21 protein-coding genes are annotated in these 23,548 nt (G+C 60.2%); 10 read left to right on the top strand and 11 right to left on the bottom strand.

What is annotated here, in order from left to right; translation table 11 throughout:
* Positions 1 to 89 precede the first annotated feature (89 nt).
* Positions 90 to 1,067: an NADPH:quinone oxidoreductase family protein gene (locus SLW74_RS04580; RefSeq protein ID WP_410928256.1), complete on the top strand. Its 978-nt coding sequence runs from the start codon at positions 90 to 92 to the stop codon at positions 1,065 to 1,067.
* Positions 1,068 to 1,111: 44 nt separating this feature from the next.
* On the opposite strand, the gene SLW74_RS04585 is transcribed toward SLW74_RS04580, so the two are convergent.
* Complete coding sequence (locus tag SLW74_RS04585; RefSeq protein WP_410928257.1) at positions 1,112 to 1,759, bottom strand: energy transducer TonB; 648 nt, start codon at positions 1,757 to 1,759, stop codon at positions 1,112 to 1,114.
* Between the two features lie 243 nt (positions 1,760 to 2,002).
* Between SLW74_RS04585 and SLW74_RS04590 the strand changes: the two genes are divergently transcribed.
* The gene (locus SLW74_RS04590; RefSeq protein ID WP_410928258.1) at positions 2,003 to 3,145 is read left to right on the top strand and encodes an acyltransferase family protein; all 1,143 of its coding nucleotides are present in this window, start codon (positions 2,003 to 2,005) and stop codon (positions 3,143 to 3,145) included.
* On the opposite strand, the gene SLW74_RS04595 is transcribed toward SLW74_RS04590, so the two are convergent.
* Positions 3,142 to 4,131, bottom strand: a complete 990-nt coding sequence (locus SLW74_RS04595; RefSeq protein WP_192130698.1) for a hypothetical protein — start codon at positions 4,129 to 4,131, stop codon at positions 3,142 to 3,144. The genes SLW74_RS04590 and SLW74_RS04595 overlap by 4 nt on opposite strands.
* Before the next feature lie 217 nt (positions 4,132 to 4,348).
* Between SLW74_RS04595 and glpT the strand changes: the two genes are divergently transcribed.
* Positions 4,349 to 5,698 carry a glycerol-3-phosphate transporter gene (gene glpT / locus SLW74_RS04600; RefSeq protein ID WP_192130697.1) on the top strand — a complete coding sequence of 450 codons (1,350 nt, stop codon included), beginning with the start codon at positions 4,349 to 4,351 and terminating at the stop codon, positions 5,696 to 5,698.
* Between the two features lie 57 nt (positions 5,699 to 5,755).
* Here glpT and SLW74_RS04605 read toward each other — a convergent pair whose 3' ends face one another.
* The 7 genes from SLW74_RS04605 to SLW74_RS04635 all read right to left on the bottom strand — a co-directional run bounded on the left by SLW74_RS04605 (position 5,756) and on the right by SLW74_RS04635 (position 13,847).
* Positions 5,756 to 6,430 carry a gamma-glutamylcyclotransferase gene (locus SLW74_RS04605; protein WP_065987468.1) on the bottom strand — a complete coding sequence of 225 codons (675 nt, stop codon included), beginning with the start codon at positions 6,428 to 6,430 and terminating at the stop codon, positions 5,756 to 5,758.
* Between the two features lie 211 nt (positions 6,431 to 6,641).
* A complete protein-coding gene (locus SLW74_RS04610; protein ID WP_410928259.1) occupies positions 6,642 to 7,610 on the bottom strand; it encodes a CDP-6-deoxy-delta-3,4-glucoseen reductase in 969 nt (322 codons plus the stop codon).
* On the bottom strand, positions 7,610 to 9,076 hold the full coding sequence (gene ubiD / locus SLW74_RS04615; protein ID WP_410928260.1) for a 4-hydroxy-3-polyprenylbenzoate decarboxylase: 1,467 nt from the start codon (positions 9,074 to 9,076) through the stop codon (positions 7,610 to 7,612). The genes SLW74_RS04610 and ubiD overlap by 1 nt, the downstream gene beginning before the upstream one ends.
* 70 nt (positions 9,077 to 9,146) lie before the next feature.
* Positions 9,147 to 11,105: an acyltransferase family protein gene (locus tag SLW74_RS04620; RefSeq protein ID WP_410928261.1), complete on the bottom strand. Its 1,959-nt coding sequence runs from the start codon at positions 11,103 to 11,105 to the stop codon at positions 9,147 to 9,149.
* A 96-nt stretch (positions 11,106 to 11,201) separates the two neighbouring features.
* Entirely contained in the window at positions 11,202 to 12,461 is a 1,260-nt protein-coding gene (gene rho, locus SLW74_RS04625; RefSeq protein ID WP_037016529.1) for a transcription termination factor Rho, read from the bottom strand.
* Between the two features lie 228 nt (positions 12,462 to 12,689).
* The gene (gene trxA / locus SLW74_RS04630) at positions 12,690 to 13,019 is read right to left on the bottom strand and encodes a thioredoxin TrxA (RefSeq protein ID WP_296305960.1); all 330 of its coding nucleotides are present in this window, start codon (positions 13,017 to 13,019) and stop codon (positions 12,690 to 12,692) included.
* Between the two features lie 123 nt (positions 13,020 to 13,142).
* The gene (locus SLW74_RS04635; protein ID WP_065987473.1) at positions 13,143 to 13,847 is read right to left on the bottom strand and encodes a FadR/GntR family transcriptional regulator; all 705 of its coding nucleotides are present in this window, start codon (positions 13,845 to 13,847) and stop codon (positions 13,143 to 13,145) included.
* 266 nt (positions 13,848 to 14,113) lie between these two features.
* On the opposite strand from SLW74_RS04635, the gene SLW74_RS04640 reads away from it, so the two are divergent.
* The 5 genes from SLW74_RS04640 to ppx all read left to right on the top strand — a co-directional run bounded on the left by SLW74_RS04640 (position 14,114) and on the right by ppx (position 18,832).
* On the top strand, positions 14,114 to 14,899 hold the full coding sequence (locus SLW74_RS04640; protein WP_410928262.1) for a transporter substrate-binding domain-containing protein: 786 nt from the start codon (positions 14,114 to 14,116) through the stop codon (positions 14,897 to 14,899).
* Between the two features lie 23 nt (positions 14,900 to 14,922).
* Positions 14,923 to 15,588, top strand: a complete 666-nt coding sequence (locus tag SLW74_RS04645) for an amino acid ABC transporter permease (protein ID WP_065987475.1) — start codon at positions 14,923 to 14,925, stop codon at positions 15,586 to 15,588.
* A complete protein-coding gene (locus tag SLW74_RS04650; protein ID WP_065987517.1) occupies positions 15,585 to 16,235 on the top strand; it encodes an amino acid ABC transporter permease in 651 nt (216 codons plus the stop codon). Before SLW74_RS04645 ends, SLW74_RS04650 begins: the two co-directional genes overlap by 4 nt.
* Entirely contained in the window at positions 16,222 to 16,956 is a 735-nt protein-coding gene (locus SLW74_RS04655; RefSeq protein ID WP_410928263.1) for an amino acid ABC transporter ATP-binding protein, read from the top strand. Before SLW74_RS04650 ends, SLW74_RS04655 begins: the two co-directional genes overlap by 14 nt.
* 373 nt (positions 16,957 to 17,329) lie before the next feature.
* Positions 17,330 to 18,832, top strand: a complete 1,503-nt coding sequence (gene ppx, locus SLW74_RS04660) for an exopolyphosphatase (RefSeq protein WP_065987477.1) — start codon at positions 17,330 to 17,332, stop codon at positions 18,830 to 18,832.
* Here the strand turns inward: ppx and ppk1 are convergent.
* Positions 18,819 to 21,041, bottom strand: a complete 2,223-nt coding sequence (ppk1, locus tag SLW74_RS04665) for a polyphosphate kinase 1 (protein WP_065987478.1) — start codon at positions 21,039 to 21,041, stop codon at positions 18,819 to 18,821. The two genes, ppx and ppk1, sit on opposite strands and share 14 nt — an antisense overlap.
* Positions 21,042 to 21,559: 518 nt before the next feature.
* Between ppk1 and SLW74_RS04670 the strand changes: the two genes are divergently transcribed.
* Together SLW74_RS04670 and elbB are read left to right on the top strand one after the other, a co-directional pair.
* Positions 21,560 to 22,189: a DedA family protein gene (locus tag SLW74_RS04670; protein WP_244160318.1), complete on the top strand. Its 630-nt coding sequence runs from the start codon at positions 21,560 to 21,562 to the stop codon at positions 22,187 to 22,189.
* A gap of 135 nt (positions 22,190 to 22,324) precedes the next feature.
* Positions 22,325 to 23,005 carry an isoprenoid biosynthesis glyoxalase ElbB gene (elbB, locus tag SLW74_RS04675; RefSeq protein WP_410928264.1) on the top strand — a complete coding sequence of 227 codons (681 nt, stop codon included), beginning with the start codon at positions 22,325 to 22,327 and terminating at the stop codon, positions 23,003 to 23,005.
* A 41-nt stretch (positions 23,006 to 23,046) separates the two neighbouring features.
* Here the strand turns inward: elbB and SLW74_RS04680 are convergent, their stop codons facing one another.
* Positions 23,047 to 23,529: a YaiI/YqxD family protein gene (locus tag SLW74_RS04680; protein WP_410928265.1), complete on the bottom strand. Its 483-nt coding sequence runs from the start codon at positions 23,527 to 23,529 to the stop codon at positions 23,047 to 23,049.
* Positions 23,530 to 23,548 lie beyond the last annotated feature (19 nt).

The following is a 23,548-nucleotide window of genomic DNA, read 5'->3' on the forward strand; positions in this document are numbered from 1 at the left end:
GCACGCCTATCAGGCCGGGCCATGCTCATTGACCCCACAACCTCGCTACCTGTACTTATCGGCCATCCCCGAAAAAGGAATAGCCCTCGATGAAAGCCGTGCTTTGTAAAGCCTTCGGTCCCGCTGCAGATCTGGTGCTGGAGGAAATCCCCAGCCCGGAGCCGAAGAAAAACGAGATTCTTCTGGACGTGCACGCTGCCGGGGTCAACTTCCCGGACACGCTGATCATCGAAGGCAAATACCAGTTCAAGCCGCCTTTTCCGTTTTCGCCTGGAGGTGAAGCGTCGGGTATCGTGACCGCTGTCGGTGAAAAGGTCAGCCATGTGCGTGTCGGTGACCGGGTAATGGCGCTGACAGGCTGGGGCAGCTTCGCTGAACAGATCGCCGTGGCCGGTTACAACGTCCTGCCCATCCCCGAAACGATGGACTTCACCACCGCCGCCGCCTTCAGCATGACCTACGGCACGTCGATGCACGCCCTCACACAGCGCGCCAATCTGCAGGCGGGCGAGACGCTCCTCGTGCTCGGCGCCTCCGGGGGCGTCGGCCTCGCTGCCGTCGAGATCGGCAAAGCCATGGGCGCTCGCGTGATTGCCGCCGCCAGCAGCGCAGAAAAGCTCGAGGTCGCCAAAAACGCAGGCGCCGACGATTTGATCAACTACATCGAAAGCAATCTGAAGGATGAAATCAAACGCCTCACCAACGGCAACGGCGTCGATGTGATCTACGACCCTGTGGGCGGCGACCTTTTTGATCAGGCCGTTAGGGGCATCGCCTGGAACGGGCGACTGCTGGTCGTCGGGTTCGCCAGTGGTCGCATTCCCGAACTGCCGGTCAATCTCGCGCTATTGAAAGGGGCCTCGGTTGTGGGTGTGTTCTGGGGCTCATTTGCCCAACGCCAGCCCCAGGACAACGCGGCGAATTTCCAGCAACTGTTCACCTGGTTCAGCGAGGGCAAGCTGAAGCCGCTGGTGTCGAAGGTTTACCCGCTGGAGCAGGCGGCAGAAGCGATTGAATCGTTGGCGCAGCGCAAGGCGGTGGGCAAGGTGGTGGTGAGGGTCAGGTAGCGTGTATCAGGGTCGCTTCCAATCTGAAAGGGCTGACCACGCGCTCACAGCATCATCCTCACTTGATCAGGTAACACGTCCTTGTAACGCAGTTCTGGACTCGCCCGGCATCGCTGAATGATCTCCGGAACTGCATCTGCCAGCGCATCCCCCAGCGCGAACCGTCGCTCGTCGGACAGCTTGCGGTAAGTGGCGACCCTCGCCAGCACTTTGAAGGTGTGCCGGAACACGCTCATGTCGATCTCTTCAAGACCGGATGAGTTTTGCTGGAAGTCGTCCAGTCGCTTGTTGAATCGGGCGCAGGTCATGTGTCGCAGGCTGCGATGAAGCCAGGGCACGGGGGCATTTCCTTCACGCGGGTGGACGAAGTAATGCTCCTGGCGCAGCGAGATAACTGCCGGACGCTGATCACTGACCACCCAGGGTTTTACGCGCCATGTCGGCGCAACGTTTACCACGGAGAGGGAAAACAGAGGGTGCGAGCTGTCCAGCACCTCAGGCGCGGAAACCTTTCCATCGTGGTGCGCCTTCAGGTTGTAGACGACCCACCCGGATACTCCCGATTTTGAAGGCGAATACGGCCAGGCGGGCGCCCTGCGGTAATCAAACTCAACACTGCGCTCGTCTGCATGAACCTTGATACACACCGCAAGTATCACCCATAAAACCCACCTGCTCATCACTGCCGTCACCTGCGCGCTTCTTCCTGTGTGCCCCCTGCTTGAGTGCAAAGGGCCGGCGCGCATTTTGTGTGTTGGGCTGCGGCGGCAATAGCTCATGACTTCCCAGAGCTGCGTAGGATCGATCCCAAAATCAACACCTCGCTAAACAACCCGCGACGGCGCCCGATGTGTTCCGTATATTTCACGCCCGATACATACCGAACGGGCCCTCATTCGGTATCGACTCCAATACGAATTGCGGACCCAGTATTGATGACCGTCACTCTGATTTTGATATCGCTGTACGCGCTGTCGATCGCGATATTTTGCCTCGCCACCCAGCGTTTACCGATCCTCTCCCAAGACGCGCTCCATCGCGTTTCGTCGCTGGACGGCCTGCGTGGCGTGCTCGCAACCGCAGTCATCGTTCACCACTTCATCGTCAGTTATTACTGGCACGTCAACGGAGCTTGGGAAACCACGGACAGCCGCGTGCTGAACAACATGGGCACGGTGCCGGTGTCGCTGTTTTTCATGATCACGGGTTACCTGTTTACCGCGAAGATCTACCGCAGCGAGCCGAAATGGCGTCAGATCCTGTCGTCACGGGTGCGGCGAATCTTCCCGATGTACCTCTTCAGCGTCGCGCTGATCACGGCCATCGCGCTGTACCAGTCTGCAGGCATCGGCGCGCCGGTCATGGACACGATCAAGGCGCTCGGCCGATGGGTGATTTTCATCGGCAGCCCCATCAACGGTTTTCCAGACACCGTGCGTATCAACGCCTCGGTGCAGTGGACGCTGCTCTATGAAGCGGTCTTCTACCTGTCGCTGCCAGTGCTGTACTGCCTGCTTCGGCGCAAGCTCCCCGGCATGTCAGTCGTCGTCTCGCTGATGGTGCTGGCGTGCCTGTGGGGCGAATACCACCATCACTTTCACAACCGGTTCATCAAACTGTTCGCTGTCGGCATCGCGGTGGCGGTGTTTGAAGACCGGATGCGCCAGTGGCGAATCGACTTCACGGGGGTGCGCTGCACGTTGGTTGCGGTCGTGATACTGCTGATCAGCATGAAGCTCAAATCGTATTCGACGCTGCAGATGCTGATCCTCGGCATTCCGTTTGCGCTGTTTGTGCTCGGCAACAGCTTGCACGGGTTGCTGGAGATTCGAGGATTGAAGATTTTGGGCGAGGCCAGCTTCAGCATTTACCTGCTGCACGGCATCGTCATCTACAGCATGTTCAGCTTGCTGGGCGCGTATGACTTCGCCACACCGGATCCGCGCAGTTACGCGCTGTATTTACCGCTGATCATCCTGCTGACCAGCAGCATCAGCGTCGCGACGTACTGGTGCATCGAGCATCCATTCCTGCGCAAGGCAACGCCAAGCACCGATGCCGGTTTGCCGAGGGCTTAAGATTCGTTAACGGGTAACCGAGGCGGGCTGGCCGGCGACGAACTGAAAACCTCGTTCGCCCAGCTCGCCATGCTGTAGCGCTGCACGACCTGTTCGGGCGGATCCACGTACTCACCGGCGATGAAGGCTTCAGGGATCACGGGGTTATCGCTGTCGATGATCAGAATGTTGCGCGGATCGTAGAAGTCGTAATCCGCCACCGATGCATTGTTTGTGATCATTTTCTTGCGATAGAGCAGTGCTTCGAAGAACCGGAAGCTCAAACCCGCGTGCCCCGGCCGGACGATGTCTATCAGTATTTCCGAACGCCTGACGTATTCGGCCGTTTCATCGATGTCCATGCGCTGCCGAAAGAAGGTCAGTAATGGACTGGCCCCCAACACTGGCTTGCTCTGCACCAGGAACTTGCAGGTGTTGGTGTAGCCCAGTTGTTCAAACGCCCGAGCGACCCTCCCGAGTACATCCACACGGTGCTTGCCGCCCATCACGACAAAAGCCTTGAAGTCGGACGTCGTTCTGAAATCGGCGTGTTCTTCGTAGATGTAGTTGTAGAGCTTGCGCAGTTGATACTCGCGGGCATCAGCGCCATCGAAGGTGTAGACCTTGTCAAAGGTCGCCAGTTGATCAATCGGCATCGACAATCGCGCAATCCCGTCAGACAGATAGGCGACGCTGAGCGCCGCCGCAGCCTGGGCCAGTGTGACCAAACCCTGATCCAGCTGGCTTGGATTCACAACCAGCAGCGCATCGACATGGCCCGCCGCCCGAATCGCCGCACGAGCACGCTTAACGATCAGGTACTTTTTCAGCCATCGGCGCAGCTTCCCCGGAAGCCATGGCAGTTCTTTCGCGCCATGGGTCAGGTCAAGGAATACAACGTCGTTCGACTTGCCGAGAAAGGTGCTGAGCCGGCCAAGGTATCCGCCAACATCGCGGCACAGGATGATGATTTTTTTATTCCGAATCCCAAGCGGGGGTGACTGCATGAGGGTTTGCCAATCGTGAGCGCGTGAGCGCGCACTTTACCTGTCCCAGACACCGAAACCCACCTATGGACAGCACTGCACAAACGGGATGTTCGCAAAGGAATTCCCTCTCGGCCCGTGTTTACGTCCTTTTTATCCGATGAGAAGCCTTCCTATTTTCTGTAACGAAAATGTAATATTCGGATTCGCATAACAATAAAATAAATGGAGTGTCCCGATGTTTGCCTTTTTCCGTCCTGCCGCACATCAGGCTCCGCTGCCTGAGGAGCGTGTCGACTCTACCTACCGCCGCCTTCGCTGGCAGATTTTCGCCGGCATCTTCTTCGGCTACGCCGGCTACTATTTGCTGCGCAAGAATTTCTCGCTGGCCATGCCCTACCTGATCGACGAGGGATATACCCGTGGCCAACTGGGCCTCGCGATCTCAGCGATTGCCATTGCGTACGGGCTGTCGAAATTCCTGATGGGGCTGGTGTCGGATCGCTCCAACCCGCGCTACTTCCTGCCATTCGGACTGGTGATTTCCGCGCTGGTGATGTTCGTGTTCGGATTCGCACCCTGGGCGACGTCCAGCGTAACCATCATGTTCATTCTGCTGTTCATCAATGGCTGGGCCCAAGGCATGGGCTGGCCGCCGAGCGGACGCACGATGGTGCACTGGTGGTCGCAGAAGGAGCGTGGCGGCGTGGTCTCGGTATGGAATGTGGCGCACAACGTCGGTGGTGGCTTGATCGGCCCGCTGTTCCTGCTCGGGCTGGGTTGGACCAACGACTGGCACGCCGCGTTCTACGTGCCTGCGGCGGTTGCCCTGTTCGTCGCCCTGTTCGCCTTCGTCACCATGCGCGACACCCCACAGTCCGTGGGCTTGCCGCCGGTCGAGGACTACAAGAACGACTACCCGGAAGGCTACGACGCGAGCCACGAAGAGGAATTCACCGCCAAAGAAATCTTCGTCAAATACGTCCTGCGTAACAAAATGCTCTGGTACATCGCGCTGGCCAACGTATTCGTTTACCTGCTGCGTTACGGCGTGCTGGACTGGGCGCCAACGTACTTGAAAGAAGCCAAGCACTTCGACGTCGACAAGACCTCGTGGGCCTACTTTTTTTATGAGTGGGCAGGCATTCCGGGCACGCTGCTGTGCGGCTGGATGTCCGACAAGATCTTTCGTGGCAACCGTGGCCTGACCGGCATCGTGTTCATGGCAATGGTGACCGTTGCGACGTTGGTCTACTGGCTCAACCCGCCCGGCAACCCCACCGTCGACATGATTGCGCTGGTCTCGATCGGCTTCCTGATTTACGGCCCGGTCATGCTGGTCGGCTTGCAGGCCCTTGAGCTGGCACCGAAGAAAGCCGCCGGCACCGCAGCGGGATTCACCGGCCTGTTCGGCTATCTCGGTGGCTCGGTCGCCGCCAGCGCACTGATGGGTTACACGGTCGACCACTTTGGCTGGGACGGCGGCTTCGTGCTGCTGGTGTCCGCTTGCATCCTCGCAATAGCGTTCCTGATACCGACGCTGCGGCATACGCGGGTGGCGAGCCAGTCGCGAGAGGAGATGGCTTAAGTCTCAAACGAAAAGGGCTTGGTCAGTGCGATGATCAAGCCTTATTCGGACCAGAAGCTATATCGCCAACAACACCGGCCTGCACCGCTTGAACCGCGCTTCCAGGCTCAGGTCCGGCATGGCGTGGGTGCGCAGTGCGCGGATGGTTTGCTCGACGTATTCCCACGTGGTCCCGTATCGCCCGCTGGCATTGGCCAGCACTTGGGTGAGCACGCTGTCGGGCAGGTTGCCAGCGTAACTCGGCAGATGCCGCTCCAGCACAAATCCCAGCGCCTGCACCTTGGTGCCGTCTTCAAGTCGGCAGTTGAGCCAGTGCGGGCGGTAGGACGGGAACGGCATTTCTCTCTGCCACAACGCCAGCAGGGACTCGTCGATATTGTCTTCGGGCAACCGGTAGGCGAATCCGCTGCAGGAGCCGCCGCGGTCCAGACCGAATACCAGCCCTGGCTGCTCGGGCGTGCCACGGTGTTCGTGGGACCAGAGATAGAGACCGCGATGATAGCCGTGGACCCGTCCGCGCTGACGCTCGACGGCGCTGCACTCGGGTCGCCAGATCAATGATCCGTATGCGAACAACCAGATCGGGCCGCCCTTGTGACGGCTCATCGTGGCGTGGATGGAGGCAAGAAGCTGCTCGCGGCTCAGTTTCGGCCCAAGATCGATGACCGGCGGGTAGGACAACCCCAAGCCATCATGGACAGCTTCCGCCAGGATATTGATTTGATTCCCCATCTGGTTCCCCCCACCGGCAAGGCTGACGCCGGTGCAACGCTGAACACTCATGAAACGGGTCTGGCAACAACGAATGAACAATCAGACGGCATCGCAGGCAGTGTGACGTTGTGACTCGGCCACCGGCGCACGGGTCACGCCGGAAAAGCCGATATCTGACAAACAGCCATGCAATACGCTGTCCACATCCAGCCCGGCGAGTGGCTGCGCTTCAGGGCCTCGGCGCATACGCGAACACATCGGCACGCATCTGATGCGCATCCATGCCCGCCAGCACCAGCGCATCGAGGGTCGAATAGACCATGGCCGGTGAGCCGCTGGCATACACATAAAGCGGCTTCAGATCGCTGAAGTCCTCGCAAACCGCCTCATGCAGCATGCCGCAGCGCCCTTCCCAACCGCACAGATCACTGACGATCCTGTGCAGGAACAGATTAGGCAGCGTCTGCCACTCCTCCCAATGCGTGAGCTGGTAGAAATCTTCCGGACGGCGCATTCCCCAATACACATGCACCGGATAGGGGAAACCTTTGGCGCGGCAATGCTCGATCAGGCTGTGCATCTGCCCCATACCGGTGCCTGCCGCAATCAATACCAGCGGGCCATCGGGCAATTCGCCCAGATGAGTATCGCCGAAGGGCAAGTCAACCCGCGCCATGCCCTCGCGCTGCAGCTGCTTGATCAGGTTTTGCGCACTGGCCTCGCGGGCGAGGACGTGAATTTCGAGATCACGCCCGCTCTCCGGCGCTGACGCCATGGAAAACGCCGATTTTTCGCCGTCGTCCCGATGGATCATCAGGTACTGACCGGCGTGATAACGCGGCGGCTTGCCGGCAGGCGCACGGAGCATCACGCGCCAGACATCGCCGCCGACTTCAACACACTCGCTGACCTGGCAGGCGAACGTACGCACCGGCAACTCGCCGAGCGCCAACACGCTGTCCCACAGCACAACGCAGTCTTCCTGCGGCACCGCCAGGCAGGTGTAAATTTCGCCGTGGTTGCGGATTTCTCCCGCCTGTTCAACGCTGCCTTCAACCAGCAGCGCGGAACAGATGTGGCAATTGCCGTTGCGACAGCTCTGAGGGCGTTCGTAGCCCAGACGCTGGGCGGCGTCGAGGATCCGTTCGCCTGGCAATGTCTCGATGACCGCGCCCGAGGGCTGCAAAGTTACACGCATCAATCAATTCCCAGCTGAGTCCAGATTTCATCGATCCGGCGGGTCACCGCTTCGTCCTTGACGATAGCGCGACCCCATTCACGGGTGGTTTCGCCCGGCCACTTATGGGTGGCATCGAGCCCCATTTTCGAGCCCAGACCGGACACCGGCGAGGCGAAGTCGAGGTAGTCGATTGGCGTGTTGTCGATCATCACCGTGTCGCGCTTGGGGTCCATGCGCGTGGTGATCGCCCAGATGACGTCATTCCAGTCACGGGCATTGATGTCGTCGTCGGTGACGATAACGAACTTGGTGTACATGAACTGTCGCAAAAACGACCAGACCCCCAGCATCACGCGCTTGGCATGGCCGGGGTACTGCTTCTTGATCGTCACGACCGCCATGCGGTACGAGCAACCCTCGGGCGGCAGGTAGAAGTCGACGATTTCCGGGAACTGCTTCTGCAGAATCGGCACGAAGACTTCGTTTAGCGCAACGCCCAGGATGGCCGGCTCGTCAGGCGGCCGGCCCGTGTAGGTGCTGTGGTAAATCGGCTTGATGCGGTGGGTGATGCGCTCGACCGTGAAGACCGGGAAGCTGTCGACCTCGTTGTAGTAGCCGGTGTGGTCGCCGTACGGACCCTCGTCGGCCATTTCGCCGGGATGAATCACCCCTTCAAGGATGATTTCGGCGCTGGCGGGGACCTGGAGGTCGTTGCCACGGCACTTGATCAGTTCGGTACGGTTGCCACGCAGCAGGCCGGCGAATGCGTATTCGGACAAGCTGTCGGGCACCGGCGTGACGGCGCCCAGAATGGTGGCGGGGTCAGCGCCCAAGGCCACGGACACCGGGAATGGCTGACCCGGGTGCTTGTTGCACCAATCCCTGAAATCCAGCGCGCCGCCGCGGTGGCTGAGCCAGCGCATGATCACCTTGTTGCGGCCGATCACCTGCTGGCGATAGATACCCAGATTCTGCCGTTCTTTGTTGGGCCCGCGAGTGACCGTCAGGCCCCACGTAATCAGCGGGCCGACATCGCCGGGCCAGCAGGTCTGCACGGGCAGCATGCCAAGGTCGACGTCGTCGCCCTCGATCACGATCTCCTGACACGGCGCGTCCTTGACGACTTTCGGCGCCATGGCGATCACTTTTCTGAAGATGGGCAGCTTGGACCAGGCGTCTTTCAAGCCCTTGGGCGGCTCGGGCTCTTTAAGGAAAGCCAGCAGCTTGCCGATTTCCCGCAGTTCGGACACCGACTCGGCGCCCATGCCCATAGCGACGCGCTCGGGCGTGCCGAACAGGTTGCCAAGCACCGGGATGTCGAAACCCGTCGGCTTTTCGAAGAGCAGCGCCGGCCCCTTGTTGCGCAGGGTCCGGTCGCAGATCTCGGTCATTTCCAGTACAGGGGAAATGGGCACCTGAATGCGTTTCAACTCTCCGCGCTGCTCAAGCTGCTGCACGAAATCCCGTAGATCCTTGAATTTCATTAACCCGGCCACTCACCAAATAGATGCACATCCTACCTGCTCTGACCGCAGAGGGCAGCTTGTGTCCAACTCAAATGCGCGGTGTTTCGCGCAACAGCGGCGCGAACAGCAGTTGCATCTTCTCGCCGCCCAGGTCCGACAGGTGATCTTCGTCCTTGTACAGCGAACGCCCGTCAACTTCGGCACGGCACAGACCGCCCTCACACAGCAGCGGTTTAGGGTCGATCAGGTGAATGCCTGCATCCGCACGGCTGAGGGTGTCGAACAGCTGGTTGATAAACGCCTGCCGCCCATCAAGCTCCGCAGCCGGACGCCCGACCTCTGCAGCCGAACGTCCAACCCTCGCCAGGCTGCTCAATCGCTCGATGGTGCCCTTGCGCTGCTGCGGCACTTCCTTGAACAACCAGACCTGCGCCCCCGCTGCTCGCAATTCAGCGATCTGCGCTTTCAAAGCATCGGCGAAATACGCTTCGTTTCGGGGAATGGATTCGTGTTTCAGCAGCACGTTGCTTTTGTTGCCGTCTTCCAGGCCGTAGATGTACAAACTCCAGCGCGCGGCCAGCGTCACGTCAGGGATTTTCTGTGCTCGAACGCGCTCGACGTTCAGGGCGTTGAAGTCCTGACAGCGCTTGCTTGTTGCGGTGCTGACCAGCGGCGGACATCCGCTCATGCTTGCCAGCCAGACAGGCACATGGGCTTGCTCGGCCGCGCTTCTGACGCCTGGCCACAGGGCTGCCGCATGACTGTCGCCCCAGACGAGATGGGACGGCGCGGCATCGGCATTGCCACCCGCCCGACAGAGCTTGTCCAGACCTTTGCTGTGCTTTGATCCGAGCAGGAAACAGTCCATCTGCCCGGCGCTCCACTCCCGCGACTGCGCATATTGCAGGGCCTGGCCGGACAGGCGTTGCGGTACGCCGTCACTGGAGCGCACCGCCTGCCCCATCAGCGCCAATACGGCCAGCGTCAGCAGTCCACCCATCAGTACCGGCTTGCGGCCGGCCAGCACGCGGCGTTCACGGAATGGCAGCTCGACAAAGCGCCAGCTGATCCAGGCAAGCGCGCCGGCCAGAAGGATCCAGCCAATCGCTTCAAGGTCAGAAATTCCGTCAGCTGAAATTGCATTGGCATAGACATGAATAGGCCAATGCCACAGGTACAGCGAGTAGGAGATAAGCCCGATTGCCACCAGCGGTTTGATGCTCAGAAAACGCCCGACCCATGACGCGGGATGACCGTCGGCCCAGATCATCGCTGTGGTGCCCATCACAGGCAGCAGCGCCGCCCAGCCGGGGAATTGCGTGGTTTTGTCAAAACTCAGCATCGCCAGCACGACCGCCGCAAAACCGCTCAAACTGACCGTTTGATAGATCCAGCTCGGCAGCGGGCGTCTAGGCGCAGGGGCGACGGCCAGCATCGCCCCGCACAGCAGTTCCCATGCACGCATCGGCAGCAGAAAGAATGCTGCCTCGGGTTTGTGCTTGATCGCCCAGATGTTCAGCCCGAACGACAGCACCAGCAGGCCGAGCAGCAACCAGCGCCAGTGCCGCACGTACCGCGTCGCCAGCACCATCAGCAGCGGGAAGAAAATGTAGTACTGCTCCTCCACCGCCAGCGACCAGGTGTGAAGAAGCGGTTTGAAATCTGACGCGGAATCGAAGTAGCCGTCCTGCCGCATGAACAGCAGGTTGGACATGAACATCGACTGATACCGCACTTCCCGGCCCAGCTCGGCGTAGTCCTTGGGCGTCAGCAATATCCAGCCAAACGCCAACGTGGCCAGCACGACAACGGTCACGGCAGGGACGATACGCCGCGCGCGACGGGCCCAGAAATCGACGAAGCTGAATCGCCCTGCGCTGATCTCGCGGAAGATGATGGACGTGATCAGGTAGCCGGAGATGACGAAAAACACGTCGACGCCGACGAAGCCGCCGCTCAGGCCCAGACCGAAGTGAAACAACAGCACCGGGACCACGGCCAGGGCCCGCAGCCCATCGATATCACGGCGATTGCCAAACGTGTGCATGACGCTCCTTGTCTACGGGAGAGATCTACAGAAAAGGTCAAAAAAAATGGTGTCCAGAAGGACACCATTTTTCTACGGTCGGTTCAGCGCAGGGTGTTACTTGCGCTTCATCGACAGGAAGAACTCATCGTTGGTCTTGGTCTGTTTCAGCTTGTCGATCAAGAACTCGATGGCCGCGACCTCATCCATAGGATGCAGCAGCTTGCGCAGGATCCACATGCGCTGCAACTCGTCGTCGGCCGTCAGCAACTCTTCGCGGCGTGTGCCGGAGCGGTTGATGTTGATGGCCGGGAAGACGCGCTTCTCTGCGATCTTGCGATCCAGAGGCAGCTCCATGTTGCCGGTGCCTTTGAATTCTTCGTAGATCACTTCGTCCATCTTCGAGCCGGTTTCAACCAGCGCGGTGGCGATGATGGTCAGCGAGCCGCCTTCTTCGATGTTACGTGCCGCACCGAAGAAACGCTTTGGCTTCTCGAGGGCGTGCGCATCGACACCACCGGTCAGGACCTTCCCGGAGCTCGGAATGACGGTGTTGTAGGCGCGAGCCAGACGGGTGATGGAGTCCAGCAGGATGACCACGTCCTTCTTGTGCTCGACCAGGCGCTTGGCCTTTTCGATCACCATTTCGGCGACCTGCACGTGACGGGTTGGTGGCTCGTCGAAGGTGGAAGCAACCACTTCGCCGCGCACGGTACGCTGCATTTCGGTGACTTCTTCCGGACGCTCATCGATCAGCAGAACGATCAGATGGACTTCAGGGTTGTTGCGCGTGATGTTCGACGCGATGTTCTGCAGCATGATGGTCTTGCCCGCTTTTGGCGGAGCAACGATCAGACCGCGCTGACCTTTACCGATCGGGGCACACAGATCAATGACGCGACCGGTGAGGTCTTCGGTGGAACCGTTACCGGCTTCCATCTTCATGCGAATGGTCGGGAACAGCGGCGTCAGGTTTTCGAACAGAATCTTGTTCTTCGCGTTTTCTGGACGGTCGAAGTTGATGGTGTCGACCTTGAGCAGTGCGAAGTAACGCTCGCCTTCCTTCGGCGGACGGATCTTGCCGACAATGGTGTCGCCCGTGCGCAGGTTGAAGCGGCGGATCTGGCTCGGCGAGACGTAAATGTCGTCTGGGCCGGCAAGGTAGGAGGCGTCTGCAGAACGGAGGAAGCCGAAGCCATCCTGGAGGATCTCCAGCACGCCGTCACCCGAGATTTCCTCGCCGCTTTTCGCATGCTTCTTCAGCAGGGAAAAAATCACGTCCTGCTTGCGCGAACGGGCCATATTTTCAATGCCCATCTGTTCGGCCATTTCGAGCAGATCGGTAATAGGCTTTTGCTTGAGTTCAGTCAGGTTCATATAGGAATGACGTAATCATGTATGGAGGGGGAAATTAAGCTTTTGGCTTAATGAGGCCGCGCCGCAGAGAAGGCGACAGGATCGCGTGCAAATCGAAAGGAGACGGTCGGCGACGGCTAGCAGGGGGCAACGGAGAAGCCGTTGCGGGGCCGAATGTACCACTTGATTTTCTGAGCGTCTAGTACGACGCCCGAAAAAAACCCCGCGATTTGCGGGGCTATATCGTCATCAGATGTTGGCGTCGAGGAACGCCTGCAACTGCGACTTGGACAGTGCGCCGACCTTGGTTGCCGCGACTTCGCCGTTCTTGAACAGCATCAGGGTCGGGATACCACGAACGCCGTGCTTGGCCGGTGTTTCCTGGTTGTCGTCGATGTTCAGCTTGGCGATGGTCAGCTTGCCTTCGTAAGTGCCGGCGATCTCATCCAGAACCGGGGCAATCATCTTGCATGGGCCACACCATTCAGCCCAGTAATCCACCAGTACAGGGCCGGCAGCCTTCAGGACATCGGCGTCGAAGCTCGCGTCGCTGACGTGTTTGATCAGGTCGTTACTCATGAGATTTCTCCGAGGTCATAGGCAAAAAAACGTGGGCCATCATAACTGTGTCACGCGGTGACAGGAAGTCGAGGTTCATTGTCTCTAGCTATGACCCGGCGCGGTTGCCTTAATTGCAGATGTTTAGCCGGAAGGTGCGACGAACACGATGCCGGTGCGCAACGCAGCGCCGCGGATGTGCTCCTGCATGGCTTTCTGCGCCGGGCCAGACGCGTTTCGCGCCAGCGCCCGCAGGATCTTGCGATGCTCCTGCCAGGTTTCCATGGCCCTGCCCGCGCGAATAAAAGGCAGCTTTTGGCTCTCCAGAAAAATATCGGCGCTGGTGGTGATAATCCCCAGAATCGCCTGATTGCCACTGGCGATGAGGATGCGCCGGTGGAAATCGAAGTCCAGCCGCGCCGCGCAGTCAAAATCCCCCGCCTTGAGTTCAAGGCGCATGGCTTCGACGTTATCCTCCAGTACATCGCGCTCATCGGCCGTCAGCGTGACCGCTGCAAGCCCGGCGGCAAACCCTTCCAGCGCATAGCGCAGCTGAAAAGTCTCAGCAGGTGATGCGTGCGCTGCATACGGCCAGGAAAATCCGTCCGTGCTCCGTTGTGGTTCAGAAACCGCCTGTACGAATACGCCTTTGCCGGGCTGCACACTGACCAACCCCAAGGCGCTCAATGATGACAGTGCCTCACGCAACGAAGCCCGACTGACGCCCAGCCGAATCGCCAGATCCCGCTGAGACGGCAGGCTGTCGCCGGGCACATAGCCCTGCTCGGCGATCAGTTTGCGGATCGCCTGGAAGGCGGCTTCAGGCACAGCTACAGGGCTCGGATGCATGGCGATCAAGGTGTGGAAACCGTAGGAAAAATCCCTTGTATCCCCATCGGAGGCATCCGGCAAGTGACGCCCAAGCGAGGGGCGCCGGGCCTTTCGAGCGCGCCAAAGCGGGGCGGCTCCCTCACTCACTGTTCAGACCAGTTAGACCGGATCAAGCCTGCGGCCCGCATTCCATGGTTGCAAACCATCGGCTGGCATGGGCTGTGCACTGGTGCTTGGCCACGACCCGGGCTTCGCCTGCACATTGATCGATTCGGAGACACCACATGACCCAGCGTTACAGCGTCCTGCTCGCCGCCCTGTTTGCCAGCCTCATGCTCGGCCAGGCCCCCGCCCACGCTAATGGTCTGGATGATGTAACCGCTCGCGGCACGTTGAAAGTCGCGGTTCCGCAAGACTTCCCGCCCTTCGGTTCGGTCGGCCCCGACATGAAGCCGCGCGGCCTGGACATCGACACCGCACAGCTCATCGCCAATCAGTTGAAGGTCAAGCTTGAGCTGACGCCGGTCAACAGCACCAACCGCGTGCCGTACCTAACCACCGGCAAGGTTGACCTGGTTATCTCCAGCCTCGGCAAAAACCCGGACCGCGAAAAGGTCATCGACTTCTCCCGCGCCTACGCTCCCTTCTACCTCGCCGTGTTCGGCCCGCCTGAAGACGCGATCAAAACCGTGGACGACCTGAAAGGCAAAACCATCAGCGTGACCCGTGGCGCCATCGAGGACATCGAGCTGACCGCCGTTGCGCCGAAGGAAGCCACGATCAAACGCTTCGAAGACAACAACTCGACCATCGCGGCTTACCTGGCCAAGCAGACCGACCTGATCGCCAGCGGCAACGTGGTGATGGTCGCCATCAGCGAGAAGAACCCCAAGCGCATTCCGGAGCTGAAAGTGAAGCTCAAGGACTCGCCGGTCTACGTGGGTGTGAACAAAGGTCAGCCCGAGTTGCTCGCCAAAGTGAACGAGATTCTCGAAGCGGCGAAGAAAGACGGCACGCTGGAAAAGAACGCGCAGACCTGGCTCAAGCAGCCATTGCCTGCCGACCTCTGATCATCGACTGCCGAGGCGCTTAAATGGCTTATCAGTTCGACTTTATCCCGGTCCTGCAAAACACTGACCTGCTCCTGCGCGGCGCACTGTTCACGCTGGAGCTGACCGCCATCGGCACGCTGCTCGGTGTCAGCGTCGGCATTGTCGGGGCGATTGTCAGGGCGTGGAAAATCCAGCCGTTCTCGGCCATTTTCGGTGTCTATGTAGAGCTGATCCGCAACACGCCGTTTCTGGTGCAGTTGTTTTTCATCTTCTTCGGGCTGCCGTCACTGGGCCTGCAGATATCGGAGTGGCAGGCCGCCGTGCTGGCGATGGTCATCAACCTTGGCGCCTACTCGACGGAGATCATCCGTGCGGGCGTGCAGGCGATTCCGCGCGGCCAGATCGAGGCGTCGGCCGCGCTGGCGATGACTCGCTTCGAGACGTTTCGCCATGTCGTGCTGGTCCCGGCGCTGGGCAAGGTGTGGCCGGCGCTGAGCAGCCAGATCATCATCGTCATGCTCGGTTCCGCGGTCTGTTCGCAGATCGCCACCGAGGAGCTGAGTTTCGCCGCGAACTTCATTCAGTCGCGCAACTTCCGCTCGTTTGAGACGTACATCATTACCACGCTGATCTACCTGTGCATGGCGCTGCTGGTGCGTCAGTTGCTGGCGTGGATCGGCAGACGCTATATCGCGAGGAGCCGCTGATGGATTTCACCCTTTGGGACGTCGTGCGCAACTTGCTGACCGGCCTGCAGTGGACACTGGCGCTGTCGCTGGTGGCGTTCATCGGCGGCGGCGTGATCGGTTTGCTGGTGATGACCCTGCGCATCTCCGAGAAGGCAATGCCACGCAGGCTCGCGCGCTGCTACATCGAGCTGTTTCAAGGCACGCCATTATTGATGCAGCTGTTCCTGGTGTTCTTCGGCGTGGCGCTGATGGGCATCGACATTTCGCCCTGGTTCGCGGCGGCGCTGGCGCTGACGTTGTTCACCAGTGCGTACCTGGCTGAAATCTGGCGTGGCTGCGTGGAGTCGATTTCCAACGGCCAGTGGGAAGCTTCCGCAAGTCTGGCGCTGACCCCGTTCGAGCAACTGCGTTACGTGATTCTGCCTCAGGCGTTACGCATCGCGGTGGCGCCAACGGTGGGGTTCTCCGTGCAGGTGGTCAAAGGCACGGCAGTCACGTCGATCATCGGCTTCACCGAGCTGACCAAAACCGGCGGCATGCTCGCCAACGCCACGTTCCAGCCTTTCATGGTCTACGGCTTCGTTGCCCTGGGCTACTTCATGCTTTGCTATCCGTTGTCGCTCAGCGCGCGCTACCTGGAAAGGAGACTTCATGCCTCTGCTTAGAATTTCCGCCCTGCACAAGTATTACGGCGACCACCATGTGCTCAAGGGCATCGACCTCAGCGTCGAGGAAGGTCAGGTCGTGGCGATCATCGGCCGCAGCGGTTCGGGCAAAAGCACGCTGCTGCGCACCCTGAACGGCCTTGAGTCGATCAATGACGGGGTGATCGAGGTCGACGGCGAATACCTTGATGCCGCGCGGGCTGACCTGCGCAGCCTCAGACAGAAAGTCGGCATGGTCTTCCAGCAGTTCAACCTTTTTCCGCACCTGACGGTGGGCGAGAACGTAATGCTCGCGCCGCAGGTGGTGAAGAAGGTTTCCAAAGCCGAAGCGAAAAAGCTGGCGAAGGAGATGCTCGACCGGGTGGGCCTGGGCGAGAAATTCGATGCCTTCCCTGACCGGCTGTCCGGTGGTCAGCAGCAGCGCGTGGCGATCGCGCGTGCGCTGGCGATGTCGCCCAAAGTGCTGCTGTGCGACGAAATCACCTCGGCGCTCGACCCGGAGCTGGTCAACGAAGTACTCGCAGTCGTTCGCGAGCTGGCCAAAGACGGCATGACGCTGATCATGGTGACCCACGAAATGCGCTTCGCCCGCGAGGTGGGCGACAAGCTGGTGTTCATGCATCAGGGCAAGGTGCATGAGGTAGGCGATCCTAAAATACTGATGGCCAACCCGAAAACGCCCGAGCTGGCGAGTTTCATTGGGTCGGTCGAGCAGGCTTGAGCCCGAGTGCAGAATCGGCTCGTGCATCCCGTGGGGGCTGGCTTCGGCTCAAACTGTAGGACCGGCTTTAGCCGGGAAGACGTCAGCGGTCACACCGCAACATTGACGGCGCACACACTGGCCCCTTCCCGGCTGAAGCCGGTCCTCTACTAAGACACCGCGTGCATCCCGTGGGGGCTGGCTTCGGCTCAAATTGTAGGACCGGCTTTAGCCGGGAAGGCGTCAGCTGCCATGCCGCGAAACTGATGTCGCACACACCGGCCTCTTCCCGGCTGAAGCAGGTCCTACTAATACGGCGCAAATACGTTGCCGGTTTGGCGACGGTGATGGATCGTGGCACGATGGCGGGGTTATCGACCGAGACCTTTTGACCATGCCGCTATCCACAGCCAAAAACCTCTCGCTGATCGCCGCGATCGACCTGGGCTCTAACAGCTTCCATATGGTTGTCGCTAAAGCCAATCAGGGCGAAATTCGCATCCTTGAGCGGCTCGGTGAGAAAGTGCAGCTGGCCGCGGGGATCGATGACGACCGCCGCCTCAGCGAAGAATCCATGCAGCGAGGGCTCGACTGCCTCAAGCGCTTCTCCCAACTGATCAACGGTATGCCGCCCGGCGCCGTGCGCATCGTCGGCACCAACGCCCTGCGCGAAGCCCGCAATCGCAACGAATTCATTCACCGTGCCGAAGAAATCCTCGGCCATCCGGTCGAGGTGATCTCCGGCCGTGAAGAAGCGCGCCTGATCTACCTGGGCGTGTCCCATACCCTGGCCGACACGCCCGGCAAACGCCTGGTCGCCGACATCGGCGGCGGCAGCACCGAGTTCATCATCGGCCAGCGCTTCGAGCCACTGTTGCGCGAAAGCCTGCAGATGGGCTGCGTCAGCTTCACTCAGCGTTATTTCAAGGACGGCAAGATCACCCCGGCGCGCTACGCCCAGGCTTACACTGCAGCGCGGCTGGAAATCATGAGCATCGAGCACGCGCTGCATCGCCTGACGTGGGATGAGGCCATCGGTTCTTCCGGCACCATCCGCGCCATCGGCCTGGCTCTGAAGGCCGGCGGCCACGGCAATGGCGAGGTCAACGCCGAAGGCCTGGCCTGGCTCAAGCGCAAGCTGATGAAGCTGGGCGAAGTGGACAAAATCGATTTCGAAGGCCTCAAGCCTGACCGTCGTGCGATCTTCCCCGCAGGGCTGGCGATTCTCGAAGCGATTTTCGACGCCCTCGACCTCAAACGCATGGATCACTGCGAAGGCGCGCTGCGTGAAGGCGTGCTTTACGACCTGCTTGGCCGTCATCACCACGAAGACGTGCGCGAACGCACCCTCAGCTCGCTGATGGAGCGCTACCACGTCGATCTCGAACAAGCCGCCCGTGTCGAGCGCAAGGCCCTGTCGGCACTGGAGCAAGTGGCGAAGGCGTGGGAGCTTGAGGACAATGCGTATCGCGAGTTACTGAGCTGGGCCGCCAAGGTGCATGAAGTGGGTCTGGACATCGCCCACTACCACTACCACAAGCATGGCGCATACCTGATCGAGCACTCGGACCTCGCCGGTTTCTCACGCGAAGACCAGCAAATGCTCGCGCTGCTGGTGCGCGGTCATCGTCGCAATATCCCCAAGGACAAGTTTGCCGAGTTCGGCAACGAAGGCGTGAAGCTGATTCGTCTGTGCGCGCTGCTGCGTTTTGCGATCCTGTTTCACCACATTCGCGGTACTCAGGAAATGCCGCAACCCGTGCTGACCGCCAACGATAACCATCTGGACATCGTGTTCCCGGATGGCTGGCTGGAAAACAACCAGCTGACTCAGGCCGACTTCGCGCTCGAAGCGGAATGGCTGACCCGAGTCGGCATCATCCTCAACGTACGCTGAGGACCGGGTTGCTGAGTTTTTCCAACAGACTCGCCTGCACATTGCGGGCGTTCTGGTTGCCGGTCGGGGTGCTGCGAATGTAGCGCCCGTCCGGCTGCAGCAGCCAGCTATGGGTGTTGTCGGTCAGGTACCCTTCCAGCTCTTTCTTCACGCGCAAGATCAGCTTCTTGCCTTCCACCGGGAAGCAGGTCTCGACGCGCTTGTCGAGGTTGCGCTCCATCCAGTCGGCACTGGACAGGAACATCTGCTCGTCACCGCCATTCAGGAAGTAGAACACCCGCGTGTGCTCAAGGAAGCGACCGATGATCGAGCGCACCTGAATGTTGTGGGACACCCCCGGCACGCCAGGACGCAGGCAGCACATGCCGCGCACGACGAGGTCGATCTTGACCCCGGTCTGACTCGCCTTGTACAGCGCGCGAATGATCTTCGGGTCGGTCAGCGAGTTGAACTTGGCGATGATGTGCGCAGGCTTGCCCTCGGACGCGAACTGCGTCTCCCGGGCAATCATGTCCAGCATGCCTTTCTTCAGGGTGAACGGCGCGTGCAGCAGTTTCTTCATGCGCAGCGTCTTACCCATCCCGATCAACTGGCTGAACAGCTTGCCGACGTCTTCACACAAGGCATCGTCCGAGGTGAGCAGGCTGTAATCGGTATACAGACGCGCGTTACCAGCGTGGTAGTTGCCCGTTCCCAAATGCGCGTAACGAACGATCTCGCCGGCTTCGCGGCGCAGGATGAGCATCATCTTGGCGTGGGTCTTGTAACCGACCACGCCGTAGATCACTACGGCACCGGCCGCTTGCAGGCGGCTCGCCAGTTGCAGGTTCGACTCTTCATCAAAACGCGCACGCAGCTCGATAACGGCGGTGACTTCCTTGCCGTTGCGCGCGGCATCGACCAGTGCATCGACGATTTCCGAGTTGGCACCGCTGCGGTAGAGCGTCTGACGCACGGCCAGCACGTGAGGGTCTTTCGCCGCCTGGCGCAGCAGATCGACGACCGGTGTGAAGGACTCGAACGGGTGCAACAGCAGAATGTCCTGCTTGCTGATCACGTTGAAAATGTTTTCGCTGTTCTGCAGCAGCTTCGGAATCGCCGGGGTGAACGGCATGTACTGCAGCTCGGGGTGACTGTCCAGGCCGGTGATGCTGAACAGCCGCGTCAGGTTCACCGGGCCATTGACCTGATACAGCTCGGTCTCGCTCAGGTTGAACTGCTTGAGCAGGTAGTCCGAGAGCAGTTTCGGGCAGGTATCTGCCACTTCCAGACGCACGGCATCGCCGTAACGACGGGAGAACAGCTCGCCACGCAGCGCGCGGGCAAGGTCTTCCACGTCCTCTGAATCGAGGGCCAGGTCAGCGTTACGGGTCAGACGGAACTGGTAGCAGCCCTTGACCTTCATGCCCTGGAACAGGTCGTCGGCGTGGGCGTGGATCATCGACGACAGGAAGACATAGTTGTCCCCCGGGCCACCCACGTCTTCCGGCACCTTGATGATACGCGGCAACAGGCGCGGTGCCGGGATGATCGCCAGACCCGAGTCGCGGCCGAAGGCGTCAATGCCTTCCAGCTCGACGATGAAGTTCAGCGACTTGTTCACCAGCAGCGGGAATGGGTGCGTCGGGTCCAGACCGATCGGCGTGATGATCGGCGCGATCTCGTCACGGAAATAACGGCGCACCCAGGCTTTGATCTTGGCGTTCCAGTTGCGACGGCGGATGAAGCGCACCTGATGCTTTTCCAGCTCCGGCAACAGGATGTCGTTGAGAATGGCGTACTGGCGATCCACGTGGCCGTGCACCAGTTCGCTGATACGGGCCAGCGCCTGATGAGGCTGCAGGCCGTCAGCGCCGGCCTGTTCGCGAGCGAAGGTGATTTGCTTCTTGAGCCCGGCGACGCGGATTTCGAAGAATTCGTCGAGGTTGCTGGAGAAGATCAGCAGGAACTTGAGCCGCTCAAGCAACGGATAGGACTCGTCCAGCGCCTGTTCCAACACGCGAATGTTGAACTGCAGCTGCGACAGCTCGCGATGGATATAAAGACTGCTGTCATCCAGATTGGGCACCGCGATGGCATGCGGGGCCGGATGAGGCGGTTCCAGCGCGGGGACCACTTCAATGGTCGGCTCGACCACCGGAGTGACTTCCTGATTGACGGGCTGAGGGTCAAGCCCGACTGCGGCTTCGGTAGATCCTTCGGTGCTCATGAATAATCCTGTAAGGCAAATGGCCTTGTAACAGTTGGGCCGCGCATACGGCCGATGTCGGAATGCCGCTTGCGCCACAACAGTGGTGACGTACAGCGTGGAACAACGGTCACGCCCAGGGGGCAGCAGTTCTGACGATAGTTGCAGCCTGAGTCGATATCGCGGGGCGTGGCGACCGGCGTCAGGCTCAATGCTGTGAGCGGTTTGACTCTCCACGCTACGGATTTCTCCGTACGGTGCAAGCCCTGAACTGCAAACATTCGCGTGGCGCCAGGGAGAGGGCAACGTGCAAGGAAGGGATCCGCGCCCATCCAGGCGGGCAAGCGTGACATTTATAAGCGGCGATTATGACACTCACGTGACAGGCGTAATTGCGACGTAACGTGTACGACTCAAACCCGCTCTTCGCGCGAACAATCGCTTCCGAACGTAGGAAACTTTAACGCGGTGACACATTTGCATACTTTCCTGAATGCCTTGGGCGCGTTAGGCTGCGCGTTCATTTCGCCAGCACCCAAATGATGCTCCAGCATTTTTTACAAGAATTTGGCTACTTCGCCCTTTTCCTCGGGACCTTTTTTGAAGGCGAGACCATTCTGGTGCTTGCCGGCTTTCTTGCGTTCCGCGGATACATGGATATCAATCTGGTCGTGGTGGTTGCCTTCTTCGGCAGCTACGCAGGCGACCAGCTCTGGTATTTCATGGGACGCAAGCATGGCCGCAAGCTACTGGCGCGCAAGCCTCGCTGGCAGTTAATGGGCGATCGCGCGCTGGAGCATATCCGGCGCCACCCCGACATCTGGGTGCTGAGCTTCCGCTTTGTGTATGGCTTGCGTACGGTCATGCCGGTCGCTATCGGGCTGTCCGGCTATCCACCGGGGCGCTACCTGTTGCTCAACGGCATCGGCGCAGCGGTATGGGCAGCCGCGTTGGGCGCAGCGGCGTACAAGTTCGGCTCCGTGCTCGAAGGCCTGCTGGGCAACGTCAAGAAGTACGAGCTGTGGGTGTTGGGCGCATTGCTGGTGATCGGTGTGCTGCTGTGGATCCGCCGGCGCATCAAAAACGCACGTATCGCTCGCGAAGAAAAGCTGGCCGTCGCGGCCAACGCCCAAGTCCATGTGGACGCCCGGAACACCCCTGACGAGTAAATCCTCGGCGCATGCCTACGGAGCTGGAGACATTCGCTGACGGCGTTGTCCTAGGCTCATGGCTTGCGACAATCAGCGCAATGCTGACCTGCGTAACCGGCTATGGGCCGGAGCGCCCGAGAGAGGAACACGCGAATGACCAAAAAAGTGGCCGTTATTCTTTCTGGCTGTGGCGTTTACGACGGCGCGGAAATCCACGAAAGCGTGCTGACGTTGCTGCGCCTTGATCAGCGCGGCGCCGCAGTGAAGTGCTTTGCACCCAATATCCCTCAGCACCACGTCATCAATCATCTGACCGGCGAAGAGATGCCCGAGTCGCGTAACGTGCTGGTTGAATCAGCCCGCATTGCCCGGGGTGCCATCGAAGACATCCGCGAAGCCGACGTCACTGAATTCGATGCCTTGATCATCCCCGGCGGCTTCGGTGCCGCGAAAAACCTGTCGGACTTCTCTACTCAGGGCGCTGGCTGCAAAGTCCAGGCTGAAGTGCTGGCGATGGCCGAAGCGTTCGCCGCCGCCGGCAAACCCATCGGACTCATCTGCGTATCGCCGGCGCTGGCCGCCAAAATCCACGGGCCGGGCGTTACCTGCACGATTGGCAATGACGCCGACACTGCTGCAGCGATTACCCGCATGGGCGGCACCCACCAGGAGTGTGAGGTGACGGAAATCGTCGAAGACAAGGACCGCAAACTGGTGAGCACACCCGCTTACATGGTTGCCAAGTCCATTGGTGACGCGGCATCCGGGATCAACAAGCTGGTGGACCGGGTGCTGGAGCTGGTACAGGAAAACGAGGACCGCCTTCCAGACTGATGTTTAAAAGGGGCCGGAGGCGGAGTGAATGCGCGCCAGCCCTACGGGCTATCGCCTGTGGGCGGCGAGGGATACTCGCGAGCCAGCCGCGTCAGGATCCGGTCGAGGCAGTTGGCAAACGCCTGTTTCTCCCGCTCGCCGTAAGCGCCCTGCCCGCCACTGGCCTGGCCTTGCTCCCGCAGATCCGTGAAGAGGTTGCGCATCGCCAGGCGCTGGCCCATGTTCTGCGCATCGAACTCCTTGCCCCGTGGGTCGAGCGCCGCAACGCCCTTCTTCACCAGCCGATCCGCCAATGGCACATCGCTGCAGATCACCAGCTCGCCCGGTACGGCGTGCTCGACCAGATAATCATCAGCGGCATCAGGGCCACTGGGCACAACGATCAGCTTCACCAGGGTCAGGCTCGGTTTGATCTGGCTCTGCCCCGCCACCAGCACGACCTCGAACTTGCGCTTGAGGGCAAACTTGACGACGAGGTCCTTGGCAGCCTTGGGGCAGGCGTCAGCATCGATCCAGACGCGCATACGCGACTCCGATTTCAGA

It is taken from the genome of Pseudomonas sp. W5-36 (assembly GCF_046540455.1).
Taxonomy (GTDB): Bacteria; Pseudomonadota; Gammaproteobacteria; order Pseudomonadales; family Pseudomonadaceae; genus Aquipseudomonas; species Aquipseudomonas graminis_B.

What these genes read in the sequence shown, in the direction of transcription:
- SLW74_RS04590 (WP_410928258.1), top strand. Translation starts at nt 2,003, where the DNA reads ATGACCGTCACTCTGATTTTGATATCGCTGTACGCGCTGTCGATCGCG.
- SLW74_RS04595 (WP_192130698.1), bottom strand. Translation starts at nt 4,131, where the DNA reads ATGCAGTCACCCCCGCTTGGGATTCGGAATAAAAAAATCATCATCCTG.
- glpT (WP_192130697.1), top strand. Translation starts at nt 4,349, where the DNA reads ATGTTTGCCTTTTTCCGTCCTGCCGCACATCAGGCTCCGCTGCCTGAG.
- SLW74_RS04655 (WP_410928263.1), top strand. Translation starts at nt 16,222, where the DNA reads ATGCCTCTGCTTAGAATTTCCGCCCTGCACAAGTATTACGGCGACCAC.
- rho (WP_037016529.1), bottom strand. Translation starts at nt 12,461, where the DNA reads ATGAACCTGACTGAACTCAAGCAAAAGCCTATTACCGATCTGCTCGAA.
- SLW74_RS04580 (WP_410928256.1), top strand. Translation starts at nt 90, where the DNA reads ATGAAAGCCGTGCTTTGTAAAGCCTTCGGTCCCGCTGCAGATCTGGTG.
- SLW74_RS04670 (WP_244160318.1), top strand. Translation starts at nt 21,560, where the DNA reads ATGATGCTCCAGCATTTTTTACAAGAATTTGGCTACTTCGCCCTTTTC.
- SLW74_RS04610 (WP_410928259.1), bottom strand. Translation starts at nt 7,610, where the DNA reads ATGCGTGTAACTTTGCAGCCCTCGGGCGCGGTCATCGAGACATTGCCA.
- SLW74_RS04620 (WP_410928261.1), bottom strand. Translation starts at nt 11,105, where the DNA reads ATGCACACGTTTGGCAATCGCCGTGATATCGATGGGCTGCGGGCCCTG.
- SLW74_RS04635 (WP_065987473.1), bottom strand. Translation starts at nt 13,847, where the DNA reads ATGCATCCGAGCCCTGTAGCTGTGCCTGAAGCCGCCTTCCAGGCGATC.
- SLW74_RS04640 (WP_410928262.1), top strand. Translation starts at nt 14,114, where the DNA reads ATGACCCAGCGTTACAGCGTCCTGCTCGCCGCCCTGTTTGCCAGCCTC.
- ppk1 (WP_065987478.1), bottom strand. Translation starts at nt 21,041, where the DNA reads ATGAGCACCGAAGGATCTACCGAAGCCGCAGTCGGGCTTGACCCTCAG.
- SLW74_RS04605 (WP_065987468.1), bottom strand. Translation starts at nt 6,430, where the DNA reads ATGGGGAATCAAATCAATATCCTGGCGGAAGCTGTCCATGATGGCTTG.
- ppx (WP_065987477.1), top strand. Translation starts at nt 17,330, where the DNA reads ATGCCGCTATCCACAGCCAAAAACCTCTCGCTGATCGCCGCGATCGAC.
- elbB (WP_410928264.1), top strand. Translation starts at nt 22,325, where the DNA reads ATGACCAAAAAAGTGGCCGTTATTCTTTCTGGCTGTGGCGTTTACGAC.
- trxA (WP_296305960.1), bottom strand. Translation starts at nt 13,019, where the DNA reads ATGAGTAACGACCTGATCAAACACGTCAGCGACGCGAGCTTCGACGCC.
- SLW74_RS04680 (WP_410928265.1), bottom strand. Translation starts at nt 23,529, where the DNA reads ATGCGCGTCTGGATCGATGCTGACGCCTGCCCCAAGGCTGCCAAGGAC.
- SLW74_RS04645 (WP_065987475.1), top strand. Translation starts at nt 14,923, where the DNA reads ATGGCTTATCAGTTCGACTTTATCCCGGTCCTGCAAAACACTGACCTG.
- ubiD (WP_410928260.1), bottom strand. Translation starts at nt 9,076, where the DNA reads ATGAAATTCAAGGATCTACGGGATTTCGTGCAGCAGCTTGAGCAGCGC.